Origin of the sequence: Actinomadura monticuli, assembly GCF_041463655.1 — a bacterium.
Classification (GTDB): domain Bacteria; phylum Actinomycetota; class Actinomycetes; order Streptosporangiales; family Streptosporangiaceae; genus Spirillospora; species Spirillospora monticuli.
Genome location: NZ_JAXCEI010000001.1, coordinates 333,536 through 351,600, shown reverse-complemented (window position 1 = coordinate 351,600; position 18,065 = coordinate 333,536). Strand labels below are relative to the sequence as shown.

Genomic DNA, 18,065 nt, shown 5'->3' with positions numbered 1-18,065 from the left:
ACCGAACCTCGTTCGGTGGGGTGGTCGGACGTACGAGGCATAGCGGACGAGAAGGAACAATTGCCGGGTGCCCCCAGCCCGGAAGCCGCGGGGGGAGGTGACCCGCGGCACCACCGCCCCCAACCGCCTGCGCCGCGTCGACCGCTGGATCGCCGCGACCCAGGCCCGCCCGCTGCGCTCGGGCGCGCGCCCCCTGGCCGTCGACCTCGGCTACGGCGCCTCCCCGATCACGACGTTCGAGCTGTACGCCAGGCTCCGCGCCGTCTCCCCGGACCTGGAGGTCACCGGCATCGAGATAGAGCCGGAGCGGGTCGCCGCCGGCCTCGCCCTGCTGGCGACCCTGAGGAAGGCCCCCGAACCCGCGGCCCTCTATGGAGGGTTGTCCTTCCGGCGCGGCGGGTTCGAACTGCCCGTTCCGCGACCGCCCGTCCTGGTCAGGGCGTTCAACGTGCTGCGGCAGTACGACGAGCCGGCCGCCTGGCGCGCATGGGACGACCTGCGCGCCCGCCTGGCGCCATCGGGCGTCCTCGTCGAAGGGACGTGCGACGAGATCGGGCGGCGCGCGGTCTGGGTGACCCTCACCAAAGACGGCCCCCAGACCATCACTTTCGCGGCCCATCTGCGGTCGCTGGAACGTCCGTCCGCGCTGGCCGAACGGCTGCCGAAGACGCTGATCCACCGGAACGTGCCCGGCGAGCCCGTCCACGAGCTGCTGACCGCGTTCGACCGCTGCTGGGCGACGGCCGCGCCGCACTCGGCGTTCGGCCCCCGCGCGCGCTGGGTCGAGGCGGTGTCGCTGCTGGCGCGGACCCATCCGGTCCTTACACGTCCCCCGTTCGGTGGGCGGACCCGGTGGCGCCTCGGCGAGGTCACCCTCCCCTGGACGGCGGTCGCGCCCTACTCGCGGTGCAGCTTGTAGGGAGCCGCCTGCACGCGCGGCTGGACGTCGATCCGGTCGATGTTCACGTGCGGCGGACGGGTGACGGCCCAGGCGACGCAGTCGGCGACGTCCTCGGCGACCAGCGGTTCCGGGACGCCCTCGTACGGCTTCGCGGCCCGCTCCTCGTCCCCGCGGAACCGGACCAGCGAGAACTCCTCCGTCTTCACCAGCCCCGGCGCGACCTCGGTGATCCGGACCGGCTCGGCGACCAGTTCCAGGCGCATCACGTCGTTGACCGCGTAGGCGGCGTGCTTGGCCGCGTTGTACCCGCCGCCGCCCTCGTACGGGACGTGCGCGGCGAGCGAGGTGATGTTCACCACGTGGCCGGCGCCGCTCTCGATCAGCTTCGGCAGGATCGCCTTGGTCACCCGCACGAGCCCCAGCACGTTGGTGTCGTACATCGCCTGCCAGTCGGCGAGGTCGGCGGTCGCGACGCTCTCGAGTCCGATGGCGCCGCCCGCGTTGTTGACCAGGACGTGGCAGGCGTCGACCGCCGCCGCGAGCGCGTCCACCGACTCCTGCGACGTCACGTCCAGCGTGACGGGCGCGACCCGCCCGGCGCCCGGCACGGACTCGGCGATCTCCTTGGCGAGGGCGTCGAGGCGGTCGCGGCGCCGCGCGGCGAGGACGACGTTGAACCCCTCCGCGGCCAGGCGCTTCGCCGTGGCCGCCCCGATCCCGCTGCTTGCTCCGGTCACTATCGCGGTCTTACGCATGCCTACCAGGGTCCCAGGTGGGGGCGGACGGGGCGGCGGGCGGGCCGCGGTGAGGTCGGTCACTGTGGCGGCAAGTCACGAATGTCCCCCTTGCTGAGGGAACACCCAACGCGGTCGATAGGTTGCACTACCGGAGGTGGTGTGCAGTGTCGCGTCGTATCAACCGGGTTGCGACGGTCAGTGTTCATACTTCCCCCCTTGACCAACCTGGTACGGGCGACGCGGGCGGTATGAACGTCTACATCGTCGAGGTGGCCAAGCGGCTGGCCGCGAGGGGCGTGGAAGTCGACATCTTCACCCGCGCGACGTCGCGGGCCCTGCCCCCGGTCGTCGAACTCGCCCCGGGCGTCCTCGTCCGGAACGTCGTCGCCGGGCCGTTCGAGGAGCTGGACAAGACCGAACTCCCCCGGCACCTGTGCGGCTTCACGTCCGGGGTGCTGCGCGTCGAGGCGTCCCACGACCCCGGCCACTACGACCTCCTCCACACGCACTACTGGCTGTCCGGGCAGGCGGGCTGGGCGATCAAGCAGCGCTGGGGCATCCCGCTCGTCCACTCCATGCACACGATGGCCAAGGTCAAGAACGCGGCCCTCGCGGACGACGACAAGCCCGAGCCCGCCGAGCGCGTCCTCGGCGAGGAGCAGGTCGTGGCCTCGTCCGACCAGCTCGTCGCGAACACCGCCAAGGAGGCCCACGAACTCGTCGGCCTGTACGAGGCCGACCCCGCGCGCGTCGCGACCGTCAGCCCCGGCGTCGACCTGTCCCTGTTCCGCCCCGAGTCGCCGATCCTCGCCCGCAGCACCGGGCTCCTCCCGCACCGCACCGGCCCCGCCCGGCGCCGCCTCGGCCTGCCCCGCGACGCCTACGTCCTGCTGTTCGTCGGCCGCATCCAGCCGCTCAAGGCGCCGGACGTCCTGCTCCGCGCCGTCGCCCGCATGCTCGCCGACGACCCGGCACTGCGCTCCAAGCTCGTCGTCGCCGTCGTCGGCGGCCCGTCGGGCTCCGGCCGCTGCCGCCCCGAGGGCCTCCAGTCGCTGGCCGCGCGGCTCGGCATCTCCGACGTCATGCGCTTCGAGCCGCCGAGCCCCCAGAGCGAGCTGGCCGACTGGTACCGGGCCGCGGACGTCACCGTCGTCCCGTCCCACAGCGAGTCCTTCGGGCTCGTCGCCGTCGAGTCGCAGGCGTGCGGGACGCCCGTCGTCGCCTCCCGCGTCGGCGGCCTCTGCACGGCCGTCGCGGACGGCGAGTCCGGCGTGCTGATCCCCGGCCACGACCCGGCCGACTACGCCGCCGTCCTGCGCCGCCTGCACGCCGAGCCGGGCCTGCACGCCCGCCTCGCGCGCGGCGCCGTCCGACATGCGGACGGCTTCGGCTGGGACGCCACCGTCGACCGCCTCCTCGACGTGTATACCGGTGCCATGACGATCCCCGCCGCCCCTATGACCGCGGAGGCCACGGCATGAGCGAAGCGAACCGGGGGGTGCGGGGGGTCGTCCCCCGCGGGAGGCAGGCATGAGTCACGTCGAGACCATCCGGGAGACGCTCAAGGCGGCCGAGCTGGAGTTCGAGGAGCCGCGCGACAAGGCGTTCTTCGTCAGGCTCCCCGGGCAGCACAAGCTGGCCACCATGACGTGGCTGATCGTCGGTGACCACTCCCTGCACGTCGAGGCGTTCTTCTGCCGGCGGCCCGACGAGAACCACGCCGAGTTCTACCGCTTCCTCCTGGAGAAGAACGGCCGAATGTACGGGGTGGCGTTCGCCCTGGACGACGTGGGCGACGTCCACCTCGTCGGAAAGCTCCCCCTTGAGGGCATCTCGCCGGATGAGATCGACCGCGTCCTCGGCTGCGTCCTCACCTACTCCGACGAGAACTTCGACAAGGCCCTCGAACGCGGGTTCAAGACGTCCATCCAGCGCGAATGGGACTGGCGCGTCAAGCGCGGCGAGAGCCTCGCCAACCTCCAGGCGTTCGCCTCCTTCGCGGACCCGGCCAACCGCGAGTGACCCGCACGAGGCCGCTAGGCTCTGATGCCATGGCGACCTTGGTATTGCTCCGGCATGGCGAAAGCGTCTGGAACGCGGAAGGGCTGTTCACCGGCTGGGTGGACGTCGACCTGTCCGCGAAGGGCGAAAGTGAGGCGACCCGCGGCGGCGACCTGCTGCTCGACGCCGACATCACCCCCGACGTGGTGCACACCTCCCTGCTGAAGCGGGCCATCCGCACCGCCAACATCGCCCTGGACGTCGCCGACCTCCTCTGGATCCCCGTCCAGCGCTCCTGGCGGTTGAACGAGCGCCACTACGGCGCCCTCCAGGGCAAGAACAAGGCGCAGACGCGCGAGGAGTTCGGCGAAGAGCAGTTCATGACGTGGCGCCGGTCCTACGACACGCCGCCGCCGCCCATCAAGGACGACGACCCGCTCTCCCAGGTCAACGACCTCCGCTACGCCGAGCTGCCGTCCGAGCTGATCCCCCGCTCGGAGTGCCTCGCCGACGTCGTCGACCGCATGCTGCCCTACTGGTACGACGCGATCGTCCCCGACCTGGCCGTCGGCAAGACCGTCCTGGTCGCCGCGCACGGCAACTCGCTCCGCGCGCTGGTCAAGCACCTGGACGACATCTCCGACGAGGCGATCGTCGGCCTCAACATCCCGACCGGCATCCCCCTCGTCTACGAGCTGGACGACGACTTCGCCCCCCTCAAGCGCGGCGGCGAGTACCTCGACCCGGCCGCCGCCAAGGCCGCCATCGAGGCCGTCAAGAACCAGGGCGCAGCCAAGCCCGGCGCCCCGAAGCCCCCCGCGAAGGACGCCAAGGACGCGAAGGACGCCAAGCCCAAGGGCAGAACAAGGCGCGGCCGCAAAAAGTAACGCGCGGGGCCTGCCGAGCGAGCCCCCACACCCGCGCCCGCCCCCTCCGTTGACCTGCGGCGTGTTGTTGTTATGGATAGCCGGATAACAACAACACGCCGCAGGTCAACGCACCTGGGGGCGGCTGAGTAGGTGTGGCGTCTGGACTGAGTACTTGCGCCCTGTCTCGGCTACGGCTGTCCGGGCGACGATGAACGTGATCGCACACGGACATCGAGGAGCACGAGGATGGCTTACCAGACCGCGACGCCCGCGGACCAGAGCGACAAGATCTCGCTGGGGGCCGCGCTCACGCTGCCCGTGCTGTTCGTGCTGGCCGGGGTCCTGGTGCTGTTCAACCTGCTGATGTCAGCCCTGGTGCTCACGGGCCCGGACTCCTGCGGTGAGGTCTCCTGCTCGGGCAGCCCGCTGTTCGCCAAGATCTTCGTGGGCATCGCCATCGTCCCGGTGGTGGCGTCGATCGCGACCGTGTTCACCCTGCGGCCCTCGCGCTTCGGCATCCGCTGCGCGCTGATCGCCACCGCCCTCGCGGTCCCGGTCCTGGCGGACCTCATCACGTTCTCCGCCGCCCCCGACTGGTTCGCCTGACGGAACCGGCCGGTCAGGTGCGGGCGATCGTGAACCAGGTGAGGGCCCCGGGACCGTAAGGCAGGCTGCCCCACTCCTTCGCGAGCGCGTCGAGCAGGTGCAGGCCACGGCCGCTCTCCGCCTCGGCGGAGTCGGGCCTGCCGCGCGGAGCCGGGACGGACGTCGCCCCGCCCTCGTCCAGGATCTCGACCCGGAGAGCGTCGTCCAGCCCCAGCAGCTTGACCGCCACCCTGCCGCCGCCGGCGCCGCTGCGAGTGAAGCGGATCGCGTTGCTGACGCACTCGCACGCCAGCAACTCCGCGTCGTCGGCGATGGCGGGCGACCCGTTGCGGACGAGCAGGCTCCGCACGTAATGCCGGGCGTCCGGCACCTCCTCGACCGCCCCGGGGAAGACGATGAGCCCGAGGAAGCGTCCCCTCACGGCGCCGCCGTCGTCGCGGCGATCCCTCGTGCCGCCCGCCCGTCCACCGGAATCCGGTTCGAGGGACTCCGCCCCCACGCGTAGAACCATTGGTCGCCTCGCAGTTCTGCTTTGATCTTCAATGTCTCCGTGCCCCTCGGCACGTACAGGACCGGCACGTCGTACCGGTTGAGCGCGATCGCGCAGGACCGCCCGAGGACGTCCAACTCGACGGCGAGCACCACCAGGTGAAGCAACTGCACCTCGCGCCCCGTCATCGGGCATTCTCCTCACAGTGACCACTTTGGGTGATTTTGCAATCACGCTGCGCGTTCGATCTGTCGTCGTTAGGATGCACGCGGAGGAGCATGAACGCAAGAGCCTATTTGTAGGCCGCTAAATAGCTCGATGGATTGAGAGGCTCAGATGGCGCCAGGCAGGCACGTTCCGACCGTGGCCAGCACCCGTCTCGCCCGGGAACTCCGAAGCCTCCGCGGGAGGACCGGCCTGAGTCAGGAGGCCGTGGCCGAGCAGATGGGATGGAACGAGAGCAAACTGACCCGTATCGAGAACGACAAGAGCCGAGTACTGGTCCGGGACGTGAAGCGCCTGCTGGCCCTGTACGAGGTTGAGGACGAGGCGGCGGACGCGATCCTCGAACTCGCCCGGCTGGCCCGGGAACCCGACTGGTGGCACCAGTACTCCGGTGCGATTCCAGAGTGGTTCCAGGTCTACGTCGTCTTGGAAGCGTCCGCTTCGCATGTGTTCGGCTACGAGGCCGAGCTCGTACCCGGAATCTTGCAGACCGAGGGCTACACGCGGGCAATCCTGTCCACGGCGCCGTCCCCGGACAGTGAGGAGGGGATCGACGGCAAGGTCGCTGTCCGGGGCACGCGGCAAGCGCGGCTGTCCGAAAAGGATCCCCTTGAGGTCTGGTTCGTGCTGAATGAGGCGGTGATTCGTCGCACGGTCGGTGGGCGCGAGATCATGCGCGATCAGATCGAGCACCTGATCAAGGTTGCTCGGCTCCAGAACGTGACGCTTCAGGTGCTTCCTCTCGCCGTCGGTGAACACGGCGCAATGCACGGCATGTTCTACCTGCTGAAGTTTCCTGCGTCCGATGATCCCGACAAGGTCTACATGGAGCAGCAGATCGGTGGGCTCTACACCCAAAAGCCGCACGAGGTTGACCGGTATAGGCTGATATTCGACCACTTGCGCGCTCAAGCACTCGGCCCCGAGGAGACGATCGCGATGTTGCGCCAGGTGGCGACCGAGTTGGCGTAGGCAGGATCTAGCAAGGGGTGTCGAGGATGGACGCGACCGTTCGGAAGTGGCGCAAGAGCTCCTTCAGCGGCAACAACGGTGGTGCCTGTGTCGAGGTGGCTGTGGTGCGCGGGTGTGACTGCGGGGTTGCGAACAAGGCGGGGGAGGAGTTCGTCGTCCTGGTCCGGGACAGCAAGAATCCGGAGCGGGAGCCGCAGGTGTTCACGGTGGCCGAGTGGGATGCGTTCCTGGACGGCGTGGGCAAGCGCGAGTTCGACTCGGCGCGCCTGATCGCGGACTTCGCCGCCCCCGTTTCCTGAGTTCGCAAGTGCGGTATTCAGCAAGGCCCACCTGACTCTCAGGTTCGCTCTTGAGCGTATGTGCGCGGAGAGGGGCGGGATTCTTGCGTCGATGCACTGTGGTCGCTGTAGCGCTATTCGCGGGGGTTCTGGGCGGGTGCGGGACGGGTGGTCCCGGAGGGCGGGGCATGGAGGTTCGAGGGAACGACGGTCTGCCGGTGGCGCATCCGAAGGACGTCGCCGGCAAGGTCGAGGCTCTTACCGGCCAGATACAGAAGGGGCTCGGGGTCGGACCGCCCGCGGACGGCAGAACGGCCGGCGTCAATCCACTGCCTTGCGGAAACGAAGCCGACCGCAGAGGTGTGCGGAGAACCGGCCCGCCTGACGCCAACCCCTACCTGAAACCCTGGTATGTCGACTACAGCCCCTATCTGATGACCGTGAACACCTGGATGAGCGTGCGGAGCGAAGAGGAGGCCACGGCGGCGTTGACTCGGCTCAGCGGGCATCTTCGGGGGGCGGGGTGGCGGGTCGCGGCGTTCAGCCGGCCGCCCGGCGGGACGTGGCAGTTGCGGGTCGCCGCGCCGGAGAAAGGGTATGGCGCGGTTCTCGAAGCGCCCATCGCCGGAGGGGGGAGCGAGCACCGTATAGGCGTGAACGTCTCCTCTCCGTGTTTCCGGCATCCGGACGCGCTCCCGAAAGATCAGTCGTCGTAGACCGTCCGGTCCTCGAGGGTCGTTCGCGGCGCGCTCAGGGGAGGTCGGTGATCTCTTCGGGGCGCTGGCCGGTCACCAGGTAGACGACGTTCTCCGCGACGTGGACGGCGTGGTCGGCGAAGCGTTCGAAGTAGCGGCCGGCGAGGGTGATGTCCACGGCGGGCTCGACGCCGTGCGTCCACTTCGGGGACAGCAGGATGTCGAACAGGCGGCGGTGCAGCCGGTCCATCTGGTCGTCGTCGGCGTCCAGTTCCAGACCCATCTCCACGTCCTGGGACGCGATCACGCTGCCCGTCTTGGCGATCATGCGTTCGGCGATCTGCCCCATCTCCAGGACGGTGGCCTGCAGCTCCGGCGGGACGGCCGACTCGGGGTGCCGGCGGCGCGCGGTCTTGGCGATGTGCACGGCGAGGTCGCCCATCCGCTCCAGGTCGCCGCTCATGCGCAGCGCCGTGATCAGCGTGCGCAGGTCGCCCGCGACGGGCTGCTGCCGCGCCATCAGGTCGAAGACCGTCGCCTCGATGTCGGCGTCGATCTTGTTGACGTGCTCGTCACCGCTGATGACCTCCTCCGAGAGCCGCAGGTCGGCGTCCAGCAGGGCGGTCACCGCGCGGGCCATCGCGGACCGGACGAGGCGGGTCATCTCCACCAGGCTGTCGGTGAGGGAGTCGAGTTCCTCGTGGTAGGCGTCGCGCAATTGAAGTCCTTCGCGGAAAGGGGGCCGGGGTGTCGGGGGAGGGGCGGACTCGCCCACGCCACACTCTGCCCGTCCGGCATGAACGCTTCCGGATGGCAAGGTGAACTTTGGGGGAACGAGACCCTCCTGACCTGGACCGCCGGGAAGGGCAGGCGGGAACGCCGCTTACGATCCGAGGTGTGGAGGTCGAGATTGTGGCGAGCCTCGTCGGGCTCGCCGGGCTCGTGATCGGGCTCACGACGGGATTGGCGGTGCGTGTGAGCGAGCGGGCCCAGCGGACACCGGCGCCGGCGGTCCCCGTGGGGGCGCTGCCGCCGGGGGTCGCCTCGGTGCTGAGCGTCCTGCGCTCCTCGGCCGTCGTCGTGGACGGCGAGGACAGGGTGCTGCGCGCCAGCTCCGCCGCGCGGGCGTACGGGCTGGTCAGCGGCGACCGGCTGGTCGTGGACGAGGTGCTCGCCATGGCCCGGCTCGTCCGCCGGGACGGGGAGATCCGGGAGACCGAGATCCAGGTCGTGCCGTCCGGCGTACGCAGCCGCGCGGACGGACGCTGGTTCGCCGTCCGCGTCGCGCCGCTCGGGTCGCACGGGCTCGTTCTCGTGCTGGCCGAAGACCTCACCGACATGCACCGCACCGAGGCGATCCGCCGCGACTTCGTGGCGAACGTCAGCCACGAGCTGAAGACGCCGGTGGGCGCGCTGTCGCTGCTCGCCGAGACCGTCGAGGGCGCCGCCGACGACCCGGAGGCCGTGCGCAGGTTCGCGGGCCGCATGCAGTACGAGTCGGTGCGGCTCACCCACCTCGTCCAAGACCTGATGACGCTGTCGCGCGTCCAGGGTGCCGAGCCGCTGCCCGACCTGAAGCCCGTCGACCTGGACGAGGTCATGGTGGAGGCGCTGGAGCGCTGCCAGTTCAAGGCGTCCGCCAAGGACATCGAGCTCGCGTCCGGCGGCGAGGCCGGCCTGGAGGTCAGGGCCGACCAGGAGCTGCTCGTCACCGCGCTGCGCAACCTGGTCGACAACGCGGTCGCCTACAGTCCCGACCACACCCGGGTCGTCGTGTCGACCCGGCGGTCCGACGACCTGCACGTCGAGATCAACGTGTCCGACCAGGGCATCGGCATCCCCGACGGCGAGATCGGCCGGATCTTCGAGCGGTTCTACCGGGTCGACCCCGCCCGCTCCCGGCAGACCGGCGGAACCGGGCTCGGCCTCGCCATCGTCAAGCACGTCACCGGCAAGCACGGCGGCGACGTCACGGTGTGGAGCAAGGAGGGGCACGGGTCGACGTTCACGATCCGGCTCCCGCTGCTCGACGCCCCGCGCCGTCCCCGGCCCCCCGCCGGGACCGCAGAGAATTCCCCACAGAACACCGCCCGGGAGGCAGAACAGTGACCCGCGTGCTCGTCGTGGAAGACGAGGAGTCGTTCAGCGACGCGCTGTCGTACAACCTGCGCAAGGAGGGCTTCGAGGTGGCGGTCGCCGCCACCGGCCCCGACGCGCTGGACGTCTTCGACCGCAACGGCGCCGACCTCGTGCTCCTCGACCTGATGCTGCCCGGGCTTCCCGGGACCGAGGTGTGCCGGGAGCTGCGCGCCAGGTCCAACGTCCCCGTGATCATGCTGACCGCGAAGGACAGCGAGGTCGACAAGGTCGTCGGGCTGGAGCTCGGCGCCGACGACTACGTCACCAAGCCGTTCTCCACCCGGGAGCTCATCGCCCGGATGCGGGCCGTCCTGCGCCGCCAGGGCGAGGTGGACGAGCCGGCGCCCGCGACGCTGGAGGCGGGCCCCGTCCGGATGGACGTCGAACGCCACGTGGTCAGCGTCGGCGGCGACCCCGTCCAGCTGCCGCTGAAGGAGTTCGAGCTGCTGGAGGTGCTGCTGCGCAACGCCGGCCGCGTCCTGACCCGGATGCAGCTGATCGACCGTGTGTGGGGCGCCGACTACGTGGGCGACACGAAGACGCTGGACGTCCACATCAAGCGGCTCCGCGCCAAGGTCGAGGAGGCGCCGTCCACGCCGCGGTACATCGTCACCGTGCGCGGACTGGGCTACAAGTTCGAGCCCTGACAGACCCGCTGTGACTCGGTAGATGCGGGTCGCTGCTCCGGCGGGGCCCTGGATACGAGAGAACGGCCCGTCGTGTGGGGCGGGCCGTTCTCGTGCGTGAGGCGGTCAGTGGCCGCCGGCGCCGGGCGACTCGGACGCACCCGTCGTCGGCTCACCGGACGCGCCGGGGGACGGGCTCCCGGTGGCCCCGGGCGTCGTCGTCCCGGGCGCGGGCGTGGTGGGCGCCTGCTGGGTCGGCGTGGCCAGCGGGTAGGTGGCGAAGTCCCCCTGGTACGGCGCGACGGGCACCTGGAACTCGATGGCGCCGGCGTGCTCGAACTGCATCCGCACGGGGACCGTCGCCCCGGCGATCAGCTCCTTGGTGAGGCCGGTGAGGACCACGAGCGGCTGGTCGCCCGTGCCGGGGGTCACCGGGAGGCTCTCCTCCGGGACGCCCGTGTTCTCCGACGTCGGGGTGGTGGACGTGTTCGGCGTCGCGCCGGTCCCGGTGCTGGCCGTCGGGCTGGCGGTGCCGGACGGCTGCTTGGTCTTCTTCTGGCCGGACGGCGTCGCGGCCGGGGTCGCTGCGGACGGCTTGCCGAGCAGCTTCACGAAGCTGCCCGTCCCGTCCGGCGAGGCGGGCGGCAGGACGAGGCCGCCGCCCGCGATCCGCGCCTGGCCGAAGGCCGGCGAGCTGACCGAGACGAGCCGGTCCTGCCTGCCCTGCACCTGGTTGATCAGCACGCCGTAGAGCGGAACGTCCGCGCCGGGCTTCAGCGGCTGGCCGTCCTGGCCGCCCAGCAGGAACATGTTCTGCAGGTTGATCTGCGTCTCCGCCTTCTCGTCCTGCGGGATCGTCGCGTTGACGCCCTCGGTCAGGCGGGTCGGGGCAGCGGACTGGGGTGACGTGCCGGCGCCGCAGCCGGAGATCACCGGCGCGATCGCGACGGCACCCGCGACGGCGAGCACGACCAATCGACGGCTGTTTCGGATCACGGCGTCGGTTCTCCTCGCGATGTGTCATCAAGTGAGAGTGGCGTGAGATACGCCAGGGGCAGCGTAGCGAGACCCTTGCGCACTTCCCGCTTCGGGGTGGCCGACACGCCCGAGGCCGTATCGCGGGGCCGGTCAGCCGGTGCCGAGGGACTTGACCCGGCCGGCGAGCTCGGGTCCCGGCCGCGGCGCGCGGACGATCTCGGTGACGACGCCGTCCGGCTGCACGAACACGGCGGTGAGCCCGCTGCCGGTCGGGCCGATCGTGCCGGGCTCGGGGGCGTAGGCCGCGGCGAGGACGCCCTCCCGGTCCTCCAGGATCAGCGGCGTCCCGCCGTGGGCGGTGCCCGCGCACGCCTTCAGGGCCTTCAGCGACGTGGGCTTGCGGTCGCCGGCCGGGCGCGGATCGGCGACGAGCCAGAAGTTGAGCTTGTACTCGCGCGTCCTGGTGGCGAGTTCCGCGACCACGCTCTCGCACTCGTACGCGGGCGGGACGACGCCGATCACGCCGGGGCGCAGGTCGCGCAGCGGGGTGGGGGTGCGGCCGTCGGGGACGAGGCCGACCCGCCCGTCGGGCAGCAGGCCGCCGATCTTGCCGGGGCTCGCGGACGGGCGCGGCGCGAGCTGCGCCCCCGTCGGACGGGGCACGGGACGGGGGCCGAACGCCGTCATGAGCACGCCGCTGAGCAGCGCGATCAGCAGCGCGCCCGCGATGATCGGGATGGCGACGCCGAACCGGGTCACCGGGCGGACCAGCCGCCGCACCCGCCGCCTGCGCCGGCGGCGCCGCCTCTCGCGGTGGTAGGCGGCCATGTCGCGTTCGAGTTCGCGGGCGTCGTCGGGCACCACGACGTCAACGTGCGGAAGCCCGTAGTCGTCAGGCTCCGGGTCGCCGCCGTCCGGCCTCACGCGCCACCTCCCTCCCGGGTCGCGTGCCACGGGCCGCCGTCCTGTTCGGACCCTTCCGGGCGCTTCGTACCCGCGCCGCCCGGCATGCTCACCTCCAGTATGGAACCCATCCGCGGGCATGGCGGGACGGATGCTTGTAACCGGGGTCGTCTTACAGGTAATGGCGTTCTGGGAGGACCAGGGTGATCTCCCGGCTACACTGAGTGCGGGGAACTGGACGCCGATGCACCATTAAAGGGCTTTGTCAATACCCCAATATGCGGCTTGACCTGCGCATATGTCTGGAAGGCCGGTTCAGCCATGCTCGTTTCCGTGCTACCCTGGTTCTAGCGGAAGGGGTACTTGTCACATGACTTTCCAGGTCGGCGACACCGTCGTCTACCCCCACCATGGGGCTGCTCGGATCGAGGCCATCGAGACTCGCACCATCAAGGGTGAGGACAGGACCTATCTGGTTCTGAAGGTTGACAAGGGTGACCTGACAGTGCGGGTCCCGGTCGAGAACGTCGAGGACGTGGGCGTCCGGGACGTCGTCGGCCAGGAAGGGCTGGAGAAGGTGTTCGAGGTGCTTCGCGCACCCTACACCGAGGAGCCCACCAACTGGTCGCGCCGGTACAAGGCGAATCTTGAGAAGCTCGCGTCCGGCGACGTCAACAAGGTCGCCGAGGTCGTCCGCGACCTCTGGAGGCGCGACAAGGAGCGCGGTCTGTCCGCCGGTGAGAAGCGGATGCTCGCGAAGGCACGCCAGATTCTGGTCAGTGAGCTGGCGCTCGCCGAGAAGACCAACGAGGACAAGGCAGAGGCCCTGCTCGACGAGGTCCTGGCCAGCTGAGCGGCCGACCGAGTTGACCGAGCGGCTTCCCCGGGTGGGCGTCGGAACCGACGTCCACCCGTTCTCGTCCTCCCCGCGCCCGCTCCGGGTCGCGGGTCTCGACTGGCCCGGCGAAGGCCACGGCCTCGCCGGCCATTCCGACGGCGACGTCGCCGCGCACGCCGCCTGCGACGCCCTCCTGTCGGCGTGCGGGCTCGGTGATTTGGGCGCCGTCTTCGGCACGTCCGATCCCCGCTGGTCCGGCGCGTCCGGCCCCGACCTCCTGCGCGAGGTGGCTCGCCGCGTCGCCGAAGCGGGCTTCATCATCGGCAACGTGGCCATCCAGATCATCGGCAACCGTCCCAGGATTGGCAAGCGCCGGGCCGAGGCCGAGAAGATCCTGAGCGAGGCCCTGAACGGCGCCCCGGTGACGATCTCGGCCACCACCACGGACGGCCTGGGGCTGACCGGCCGGGGCGAAGGGCTGGCCGCCGTGGCCACCGCACTGGTCGTCTAGGGCTGCGGCGGGTGGACGGTGCCCGTCACCTCGCCGAAGGCGATGCGGGAGCCGGCGGCGCCGGGGGCCTGGGCGCGGATCGTCACCGTGTCGCCGTCCTCCAGGAACGTGCGCTTCGTGCCGTCGGGGAGTTCCAGCGGCTCCCGGCCGTTCCAGCTGAGTTCGAGCATGCAGCCGCGCTGGCCGCGTTCGGGGCCGGAGACCGTCCCGGACGCGAACAGGTCGCCGGTGCGGAGCGGGGCGCCGTTCACCGTGGCGTGGGCCAGCTGCTGCGGCGGCGTCCAGTACATCGACGCGAACTGCGGGCGGGCCGCGACCTGCCCGTTGATCTGGATCTCCAGGTGCAGGTCCAGGCCCCACGGATCGTCGCACCTCAGGTAGGGAAGCGGCGCCGGATCCTGGACGGGCGGGGTCACCCGGGCCGCTTCGAGGGCCGCGACCGGCACGACCCAGGAGGAGACCGACGTCGCGAAGGACTTCCCCAGGAACGGCCCCAGCGGCTGCGACTCCCAGGCCTGGATGTCGCGGGCGCTCCAGTCGTTCACGAGCACGAACCCGAACACGTGGTCGCGGAACGCGCTCGTGGGGACGCCGCGTCCGGCCGAGGAGGGGACGCCCGCCACGAAGCCGACCTCGGCCTCGAAGTCGAGCCGCAGTGAGGGCCCGTAGGACGGCTCCGGGTCGCCCGGCGTGCGGCGCTGCCCGTACGGCCGGATGATCGGCGTGCCCGACGGGTACACGGTGCCCGCGCGGCCGTGATAGGCGACCGGCAGCCGCTTCCAGTTCGGCGTCAGCGGGTCGGCGTTCGGGCGGAACATCCGGCCCGCGTTCGCCGCGTGGTGCTCGTTCGAGTAGAAGTCGACGTAGTCGGCGACCTCGAACGGCCGGAGGAGTTCCACGTCCGAGACCGGGATGAGGTGCGGCTCCACCCGGCCCCGGTAGGACGCGTCGGTGAGCAGCTCGGTCACCCGGTCGCGGTTCGCCCGCCAGGCGGGACGTCCCGCCACCATGAAGGCGTTCAGCGAACCCGAGGCGAAGTAGTGGCGGTCCTCCACCAGCCCGGCGGCGGACATCGCCGCCAGGTCGAGGACGCGGTCGCCGATCGCCACGCCGACGCGCGGCATCTCCCCGGGACGCGCGAACACCCCGTACGGCAGGTTCTCGATGCCGAACCCGGCGTCCTCATCGACGTCAACCCACGAAACGGTCGTCATGGAGCCATATCTTCCCCCGCGTCCGGCGTTTCGATCAGGCCCAGGCGGCGCAGATCCGCACGGGGCACGGCGAGATCGCGGACCTCGACAGCCTCCAGCAGGCCCCGGGCGGCCTCCCCGGGGCCGTCCGGCATCGCCCGGACCTCGGCGGCGAGCGCTGGGGCGTCGGTGCGTTCGAGCGTCCGCTGGAGGTCGCGTTCCCCGGCGGCGGCATGCGCGGCGGCCAGCAGGACGTTCAGGAACCCGTGGCCGGACGCGTGCCGGGCGGCGCGGCCCGTCGTGCCCGCGCACGTGAAGCGGAGGCCGCGTTCGGCGCAGGCCGCGATGAACGGCGCCGACACGGCCCCGGTCGCGGCGCCGAGGGGCGCGCCGCGCTCGCGGGCGGCGGTGACGCGGTCCAGGGCCTCCCGCCAGCCCGGCGAGGGGCGCACCCCGATGCGCGCGGGGACGTCGGACGGCAGCCGCGCCAGCGTCACGGCGACGGCCCGCGCCTGGTCGGCGTCCTCCGGTACGGCGATCTCGACCGCGCACGGCCTGACGCGCGGTTCGGCGCGGACGGCGTCGAGGGCCTTCGGCAGCCCGTCGATCCCGGTGTCGGCGACGAGGACGAGGTCGAGAAGGTCCTCCGGGACGAGATGCGTCCGCAGTTCGGCGAACCGGGACGCGGGGCACAGCAGCCGCCCGGCGACCGGGTCCCGGACGGCGTCGCGGTGGGCGGGCAGGGCCTCGTCCATGGGGGCGCGATCCGGCGGGAAGAGCGCGGCGTCGTCGAAGAGCCGAGCGAGGAGGGCGCTCATGCCGCTTCACTACCCCGGACCGGTCCGGCTAGTCGGCGGGCGGGGTGGGACCGCTGCGGAAGTTGCCGGACGGCGGCGGGTTCCAGCCGCCGGCCGGGCCGTCGCCGGCGTTGGGGTCCTCGGCGCGGTCGGCGGCGGGCGGGTCGTGGAGGTCCTCGTCCGCGCCCCCGGGCCCGGGGAGGTCCTCGTCCGCGCCCCCGGGCCCGGGGAGGTCCTCGTCCGCGCCCCCGGGCCCGGGGAGGTCCTCGTCCGCGCTCCCGGGCCCGGGGAGGTCCTCGTCCGTGCCCCCGAGCTCGGGAAGCACGATGTCGGGACGGGTCGTCGACGCGACCGGGCGCTCCTCAGGCTCCTCCCGGTCGCGGCTCCGGACCAGCTCGACGTCGGTCGGCAGCAGCGTCGGCAGCGCGTCGAGCGGCCGCCGCGGCTCGGGGAGCGCGTCCAGCGGCGGCGGCTCCGGCTCGGACGACAGGCTTCCCCCGTACTCGACGTCCTCGAACCCGGCGTGCCCCTGCCCGGCGGTCTCCTCCTCGCGCGGCTGCCGTGGAGCGGGCTCGGGCGCGTCCGGTTCGTCCTCGGGCTCGCTCCACTGCTGGGCGATGCCGTCCGGGACGGTGGGCCAGGGGGTCTCCGGCTCGTACCCGGCGGCCCGGTGCCCGGGGGACTCGGGCCCGCTCGGCTCCGGTTCGGCGGGTCCGGCGGGCTCCAGCGGGAACGGGATGAGTTCCTCCCGCTCCTCGGCCGCGGCGGGGGCGCGCGGCTCGGCGCCGGCGGGAGCCTCAAGGGCGAGCGGGGGAGCGGCGGGCTCCAGGACCTTCACGTGGCCGCGCTGGGTGTCCACGGGCGCGGCCTCCTCGGCGGACGGACGGGCCACCCGGATCTGCTTGAACATCGTCAGCCACAGCCAGATCGCGATCACCAGCATGACGTGCGGCGCGACGGCCACCCCGGTGCGGACGGCGTCGTCCGGGAGCGGGCCGTAGCCCCGGAGCGAGTGCTGGACGGAGGCCGCGGCGCCGCCCGCGACCAGGACGAGCAGCAGCGCCCAGCGGAGCAGCCGCGTCCACCAGCGGGCGCCCCGGGTCACGACCAGCGACAGGATCGTCAGCGCGACGAGGGTATCGGCCATCGCCGGGTACAGCGGCGCCCAGCGGCGGCTCACCCGGCCGGCGAGGGCGAGTTCGCGGAGCACGTCGTAGGTGAGCACGTACGCGCCCGCCGCGAGCGCGGCGACGACGAGGCCGGCGAGGGCGGTGAGCAGCCGGCGCTGGACGCGGGTGTAGGACGGCCGGGTGCGATCAGATGGCATGGATTCTCGTTCCGGGGGATGGGCGCCTGAGGGTCCTCCGCCGAGATTAACCAGCCGGGACGGCGGCGAACCGCAACTTCTTGGTGATCACTTGTCGCTGCGCACCATAAAGGAGGAGTCGTACGGTATGGACGTCGACATCCCGAAGGGAGGCGCGATGCCGTACGGCTGGTTCGTGCAGGGAACGCGGACCCGAACGGCCGGGTAGCGCGGCATGCCGGCGCCTCATGATCGGCTGGGCGACCCGATCCGGACGTTCGACGGCCGGGCGGCGGGACGCCGCACGTGGGCGTGGCTGTGCCTGCTGTGCCTGGCGTCGCTGGCGCTCGTCCCGGCGGCCGTCGTCTACCTGGACGACCGCGTCTGGTGGGTGGGCGTCCCGGCGCTGCTGCTCTCCATGGGCTACGCCGCCGCCGCGGGCTGGATCGCCGGACGCGACCGCCCGCGCGTCCGCAACCGCGTCGCGCGCCTGTACGCCCGCGGCCTGTCGGTCGCGGGGCCCGGCGGCGAGGCCGGCTACACGTGGGACGAGCTGGTCTCGGTCACGGTCTCCGGTCGGCGCGGCGGGAAGCGGGCCCGGTGGTGCTTCACCGTCGTGGCCGCCGACGGCGGCGTGCTGCGCCTCGAAGACGACATCCCGGACGTCCAGGTGCTCGGGGTGGCGGTCGCGGAGGTGACGGCCCGGATCGTCCCGCGGTACCTGGCGGCGGTGCGGGCGCGGGAATCCGTGCGGCTCGGCCCGTTCACCGTGGACCTGGACGGCGTCGGGAAGGACGGCGATCGGCTGCCGTGGAAGGCCGTCCACGACGTGGTGATCGACAACGGCATGGTGGCGGTACGGGCGGGCACGGGGCGGGCGGACCTCGTGGCGGTCGCCTCCCAGATGCCGGACGCGCTGGCGTTCGCGGTGCTGTGCCACCGCGTCCGGGACCTGGCCGAGTCCCTATGAGGATTTTCTCGCGGGGCATGTCGAGAACGG

General features: G+C 71.7%; 22 protein-coding genes. 13 read left to right on the top strand and 9 right to left on the bottom strand.

What is annotated here, in order from left to right:
- Window positions 1-67 precede the first annotated feature (67 nt).
- Complete coding sequence (locus SM611_RS01690) at window positions 68-919, top strand: class I SAM-dependent methyltransferase (RefSeq protein ID WP_371946970.1); 852 nt, start codon at window positions 68-70, stop codon at window positions 917-919.
- On the opposite strand, the gene SM611_RS01685 is transcribed toward SM611_RS01690, so the two are convergent.
- A complete protein-coding gene (locus SM611_RS01685; RefSeq protein WP_371946969.1) occupies window positions 898-1,656 on the bottom strand; it encodes an SDR family NAD(P)-dependent oxidoreductase in 759 nt (252 codons plus the stop codon). The genes SM611_RS01690 and SM611_RS01685 overlap by 22 nt on opposite strands.
- 146 nt (window positions 1,657-1,802) lie before the next feature.
- Between SM611_RS01685 and mshA the strand changes: the two genes are divergently transcribed.
- From mshA to SM611_RS01665, 4 genes are all read left to right on the top strand, one after another.
- Window positions 1,803-3,119 (top strand): D-inositol-3-phosphate glycosyltransferase, encoded by a 1,317-nt coding sequence (gene mshA, locus SM611_RS01680; RefSeq protein WP_371946968.1) that lies wholly within the window; start codon window positions 1,803-1,805, stop codon window positions 3,117-3,119.
- Window positions 3,120-3,168: 49 nt separating this feature from the next.
- Entirely contained in the window at window positions 3,169-3,660 is a 492-nt protein-coding gene (locus SM611_RS01675) for a type III secretion system chaperone family protein (protein WP_371946967.1), read from the top strand.
- Between the two features lie 29 nt (window positions 3,661-3,689).
- On the top strand, window positions 3,690-4,526 hold the full coding sequence (locus SM611_RS01670) for a phosphoglyceromutase (protein WP_371946966.1): 837 nt from the start codon (window positions 3,690-3,692) through the stop codon (window positions 4,524-4,526).
- Window positions 4,527-4,754: 228 nt separating this feature from the next.
- Window positions 4,755-5,114 carry a hypothetical protein gene (locus tag SM611_RS01665; RefSeq protein WP_371946965.1) on the top strand — a complete coding sequence of 120 codons (360 nt, stop codon included), beginning with the start codon at window positions 4,755-4,757 and terminating at the stop codon, window positions 5,112-5,114.
- A 13-nt stretch (window positions 5,115-5,127) separates the two neighbouring features.
- Here the strand turns inward: SM611_RS01665 and SM611_RS01660 are convergent, their stop codons facing one another.
- Together SM611_RS01660 and SM611_RS01655 are read right to left on the bottom strand one after the other, a co-directional pair.
- On the bottom strand, window positions 5,128-5,535 hold the full coding sequence (locus tag SM611_RS01660; RefSeq protein ID WP_371946964.1) for an ATP-binding protein: 408 nt from the start codon (window positions 5,533-5,535) through the stop codon (window positions 5,128-5,130).
- Window positions 5,532-5,792, bottom strand: coding sequence for a hypothetical protein (locus SM611_RS01655; RefSeq protein WP_371946963.1), 261 nt, complete (start codon window positions 5,790-5,792; stop codon window positions 5,532-5,534). The genes SM611_RS01660 and SM611_RS01655 overlap by 4 nt, the downstream gene beginning before the upstream one ends.
- Before the next feature lie 148 nt (window positions 5,793-5,940).
- Between SM611_RS01655 and SM611_RS01650 the strand changes: the two genes are divergently transcribed.
- The 3 genes from SM611_RS01650 to SM611_RS01640 all read left to right on the top strand — a co-directional run bounded on the left by SM611_RS01650 (window position 5,941) and on the right by SM611_RS01640 (window position 7,795).
- Window positions 5,941-6,801 (top strand): helix-turn-helix domain-containing protein, encoded by an 861-nt coding sequence (locus SM611_RS01650; RefSeq protein WP_371946962.1) that lies wholly within the window; start codon window positions 5,941-5,943, stop codon window positions 6,799-6,801.
- 26 nt (window positions 6,802-6,827) lie between these two features.
- Entirely contained in the window at window positions 6,828-7,100 is a 273-nt protein-coding gene (locus tag SM611_RS01645) for a DUF397 domain-containing protein (protein WP_371946961.1), read from the top strand.
- Between the two features lie 167 nt (window positions 7,101-7,267).
- Window positions 7,268-7,795, top strand: a complete 528-nt coding sequence (locus SM611_RS01640) for a hypothetical protein (protein WP_371946960.1) — start codon at window positions 7,268-7,270, stop codon at window positions 7,793-7,795.
- Between the two features lie 34 nt (window positions 7,796-7,829).
- Here the strand turns inward: SM611_RS01640 and phoU are convergent, their stop codons facing one another.
- Window positions 7,830-8,492, bottom strand: coding sequence for a phosphate signaling complex protein PhoU (gene phoU, locus SM611_RS01635; protein ID WP_371946959.1), 663 nt, complete (start codon window positions 8,490-8,492; stop codon window positions 7,830-7,832).
- Window positions 8,493-8,671: 179 nt separating this feature from the next.
- On the opposite strand from phoU, the gene SM611_RS01630 reads away from it, so the two are divergent.
- Complete coding sequence (locus SM611_RS01630; protein ID WP_371946958.1) at window positions 8,672-9,883, top strand: sensor histidine kinase; 1,212 nt, start codon at window positions 8,672-8,674, stop codon at window positions 9,881-9,883.
- A 5-nt stretch (window positions 9,884-9,888) separates the two neighbouring features.
- Window positions 9,889-10,560, top strand: coding sequence for a winged helix-turn-helix domain-containing protein (locus SM611_RS01625; RefSeq protein ID WP_504230275.1), 672 nt, complete (start codon window positions 9,889-9,891; stop codon window positions 10,558-10,560).
- Window positions 10,561-10,665: 105 nt separating this feature from the next.
- Here the strand turns inward: SM611_RS01625 and SM611_RS01620 are convergent, their stop codons facing one another.
- Both SM611_RS01620 and SM611_RS01615 read right to left on the bottom strand, forming a co-directional pair.
- Complete coding sequence (locus SM611_RS01620; RefSeq protein WP_371946956.1) at window positions 10,666-11,535, bottom strand: hypothetical protein; 870 nt, start codon at window positions 11,533-11,535, stop codon at window positions 10,666-10,668.
- A 132-nt stretch (window positions 11,536-11,667) separates the two neighbouring features.
- A complete protein-coding gene (locus tag SM611_RS01615) occupies window positions 11,668-12,441 on the bottom strand; it encodes a hypothetical protein (RefSeq protein WP_371946955.1) in 774 nt (257 codons plus the stop codon).
- Between the two features lie 349 nt (window positions 12,442-12,790).
- On the opposite strand from SM611_RS01615, the gene SM611_RS01610 reads away from it, so the two are divergent.
- Window positions 12,791-13,273 (top strand): CarD family transcriptional regulator, encoded by a 483-nt coding sequence (locus SM611_RS01610; RefSeq protein ID WP_089328581.1) that lies wholly within the window; start codon window positions 12,791-12,793, stop codon window positions 13,271-13,273.
- A 34-nt stretch (window positions 13,274-13,307) separates the two neighbouring features.
- Complete coding sequence (ispF, locus tag SM611_RS01605) at window positions 13,308-13,769, top strand: 2-C-methyl-D-erythritol 2,4-cyclodiphosphate synthase (RefSeq protein ID WP_371946954.1); 462 nt, start codon at window positions 13,308-13,310, stop codon at window positions 13,767-13,769.
- On the opposite strand, the gene fahA is transcribed toward ispF, so the two are convergent.
- From fahA to SM611_RS01590, 3 genes are read right to left on the bottom strand one after another with little or no spacing between them, the layout of a single operon-like run.
- Window positions 13,766-14,983, bottom strand: a complete 1,218-nt coding sequence (gene fahA / locus SM611_RS01600) for a fumarylacetoacetase (RefSeq protein ID WP_371946953.1) — start codon at window positions 14,981-14,983, stop codon at window positions 13,766-13,768. The two genes, ispF and fahA, sit on opposite strands and share 4 nt — an antisense overlap.
- Window positions 14,980-15,780 (bottom strand): hypothetical protein, encoded by an 801-nt coding sequence (locus SM611_RS01595; protein WP_371946952.1) that lies wholly within the window; start codon window positions 15,778-15,780, stop codon window positions 14,980-14,982. Before SM611_RS01595 ends, fahA begins: the two co-directional genes overlap by 4 nt.
- Window positions 15,781-15,808: 28 nt before the next feature.
- Window positions 15,809-17,086 carry a DUF2637 domain-containing protein gene (locus tag SM611_RS01590; RefSeq protein ID WP_371946951.1) on the bottom strand — a complete coding sequence of 426 codons (1,278 nt, stop codon included), beginning with the start codon at window positions 17,084-17,086 and terminating at the stop codon, window positions 15,809-15,811.
- Window positions 17,087-17,300: 214 nt separating this feature from the next.
- On the opposite strand from SM611_RS01590, the gene SM611_RS01585 reads away from it, so the two are divergent.
- Window positions 17,301-18,035, top strand: coding sequence for a DUF6585 family protein (locus tag SM611_RS01585; protein WP_371946950.1), 735 nt, complete (start codon window positions 17,301-17,303; stop codon window positions 18,033-18,035).
- Window positions 18,036-18,065: the final 30 nt, after the last annotated feature.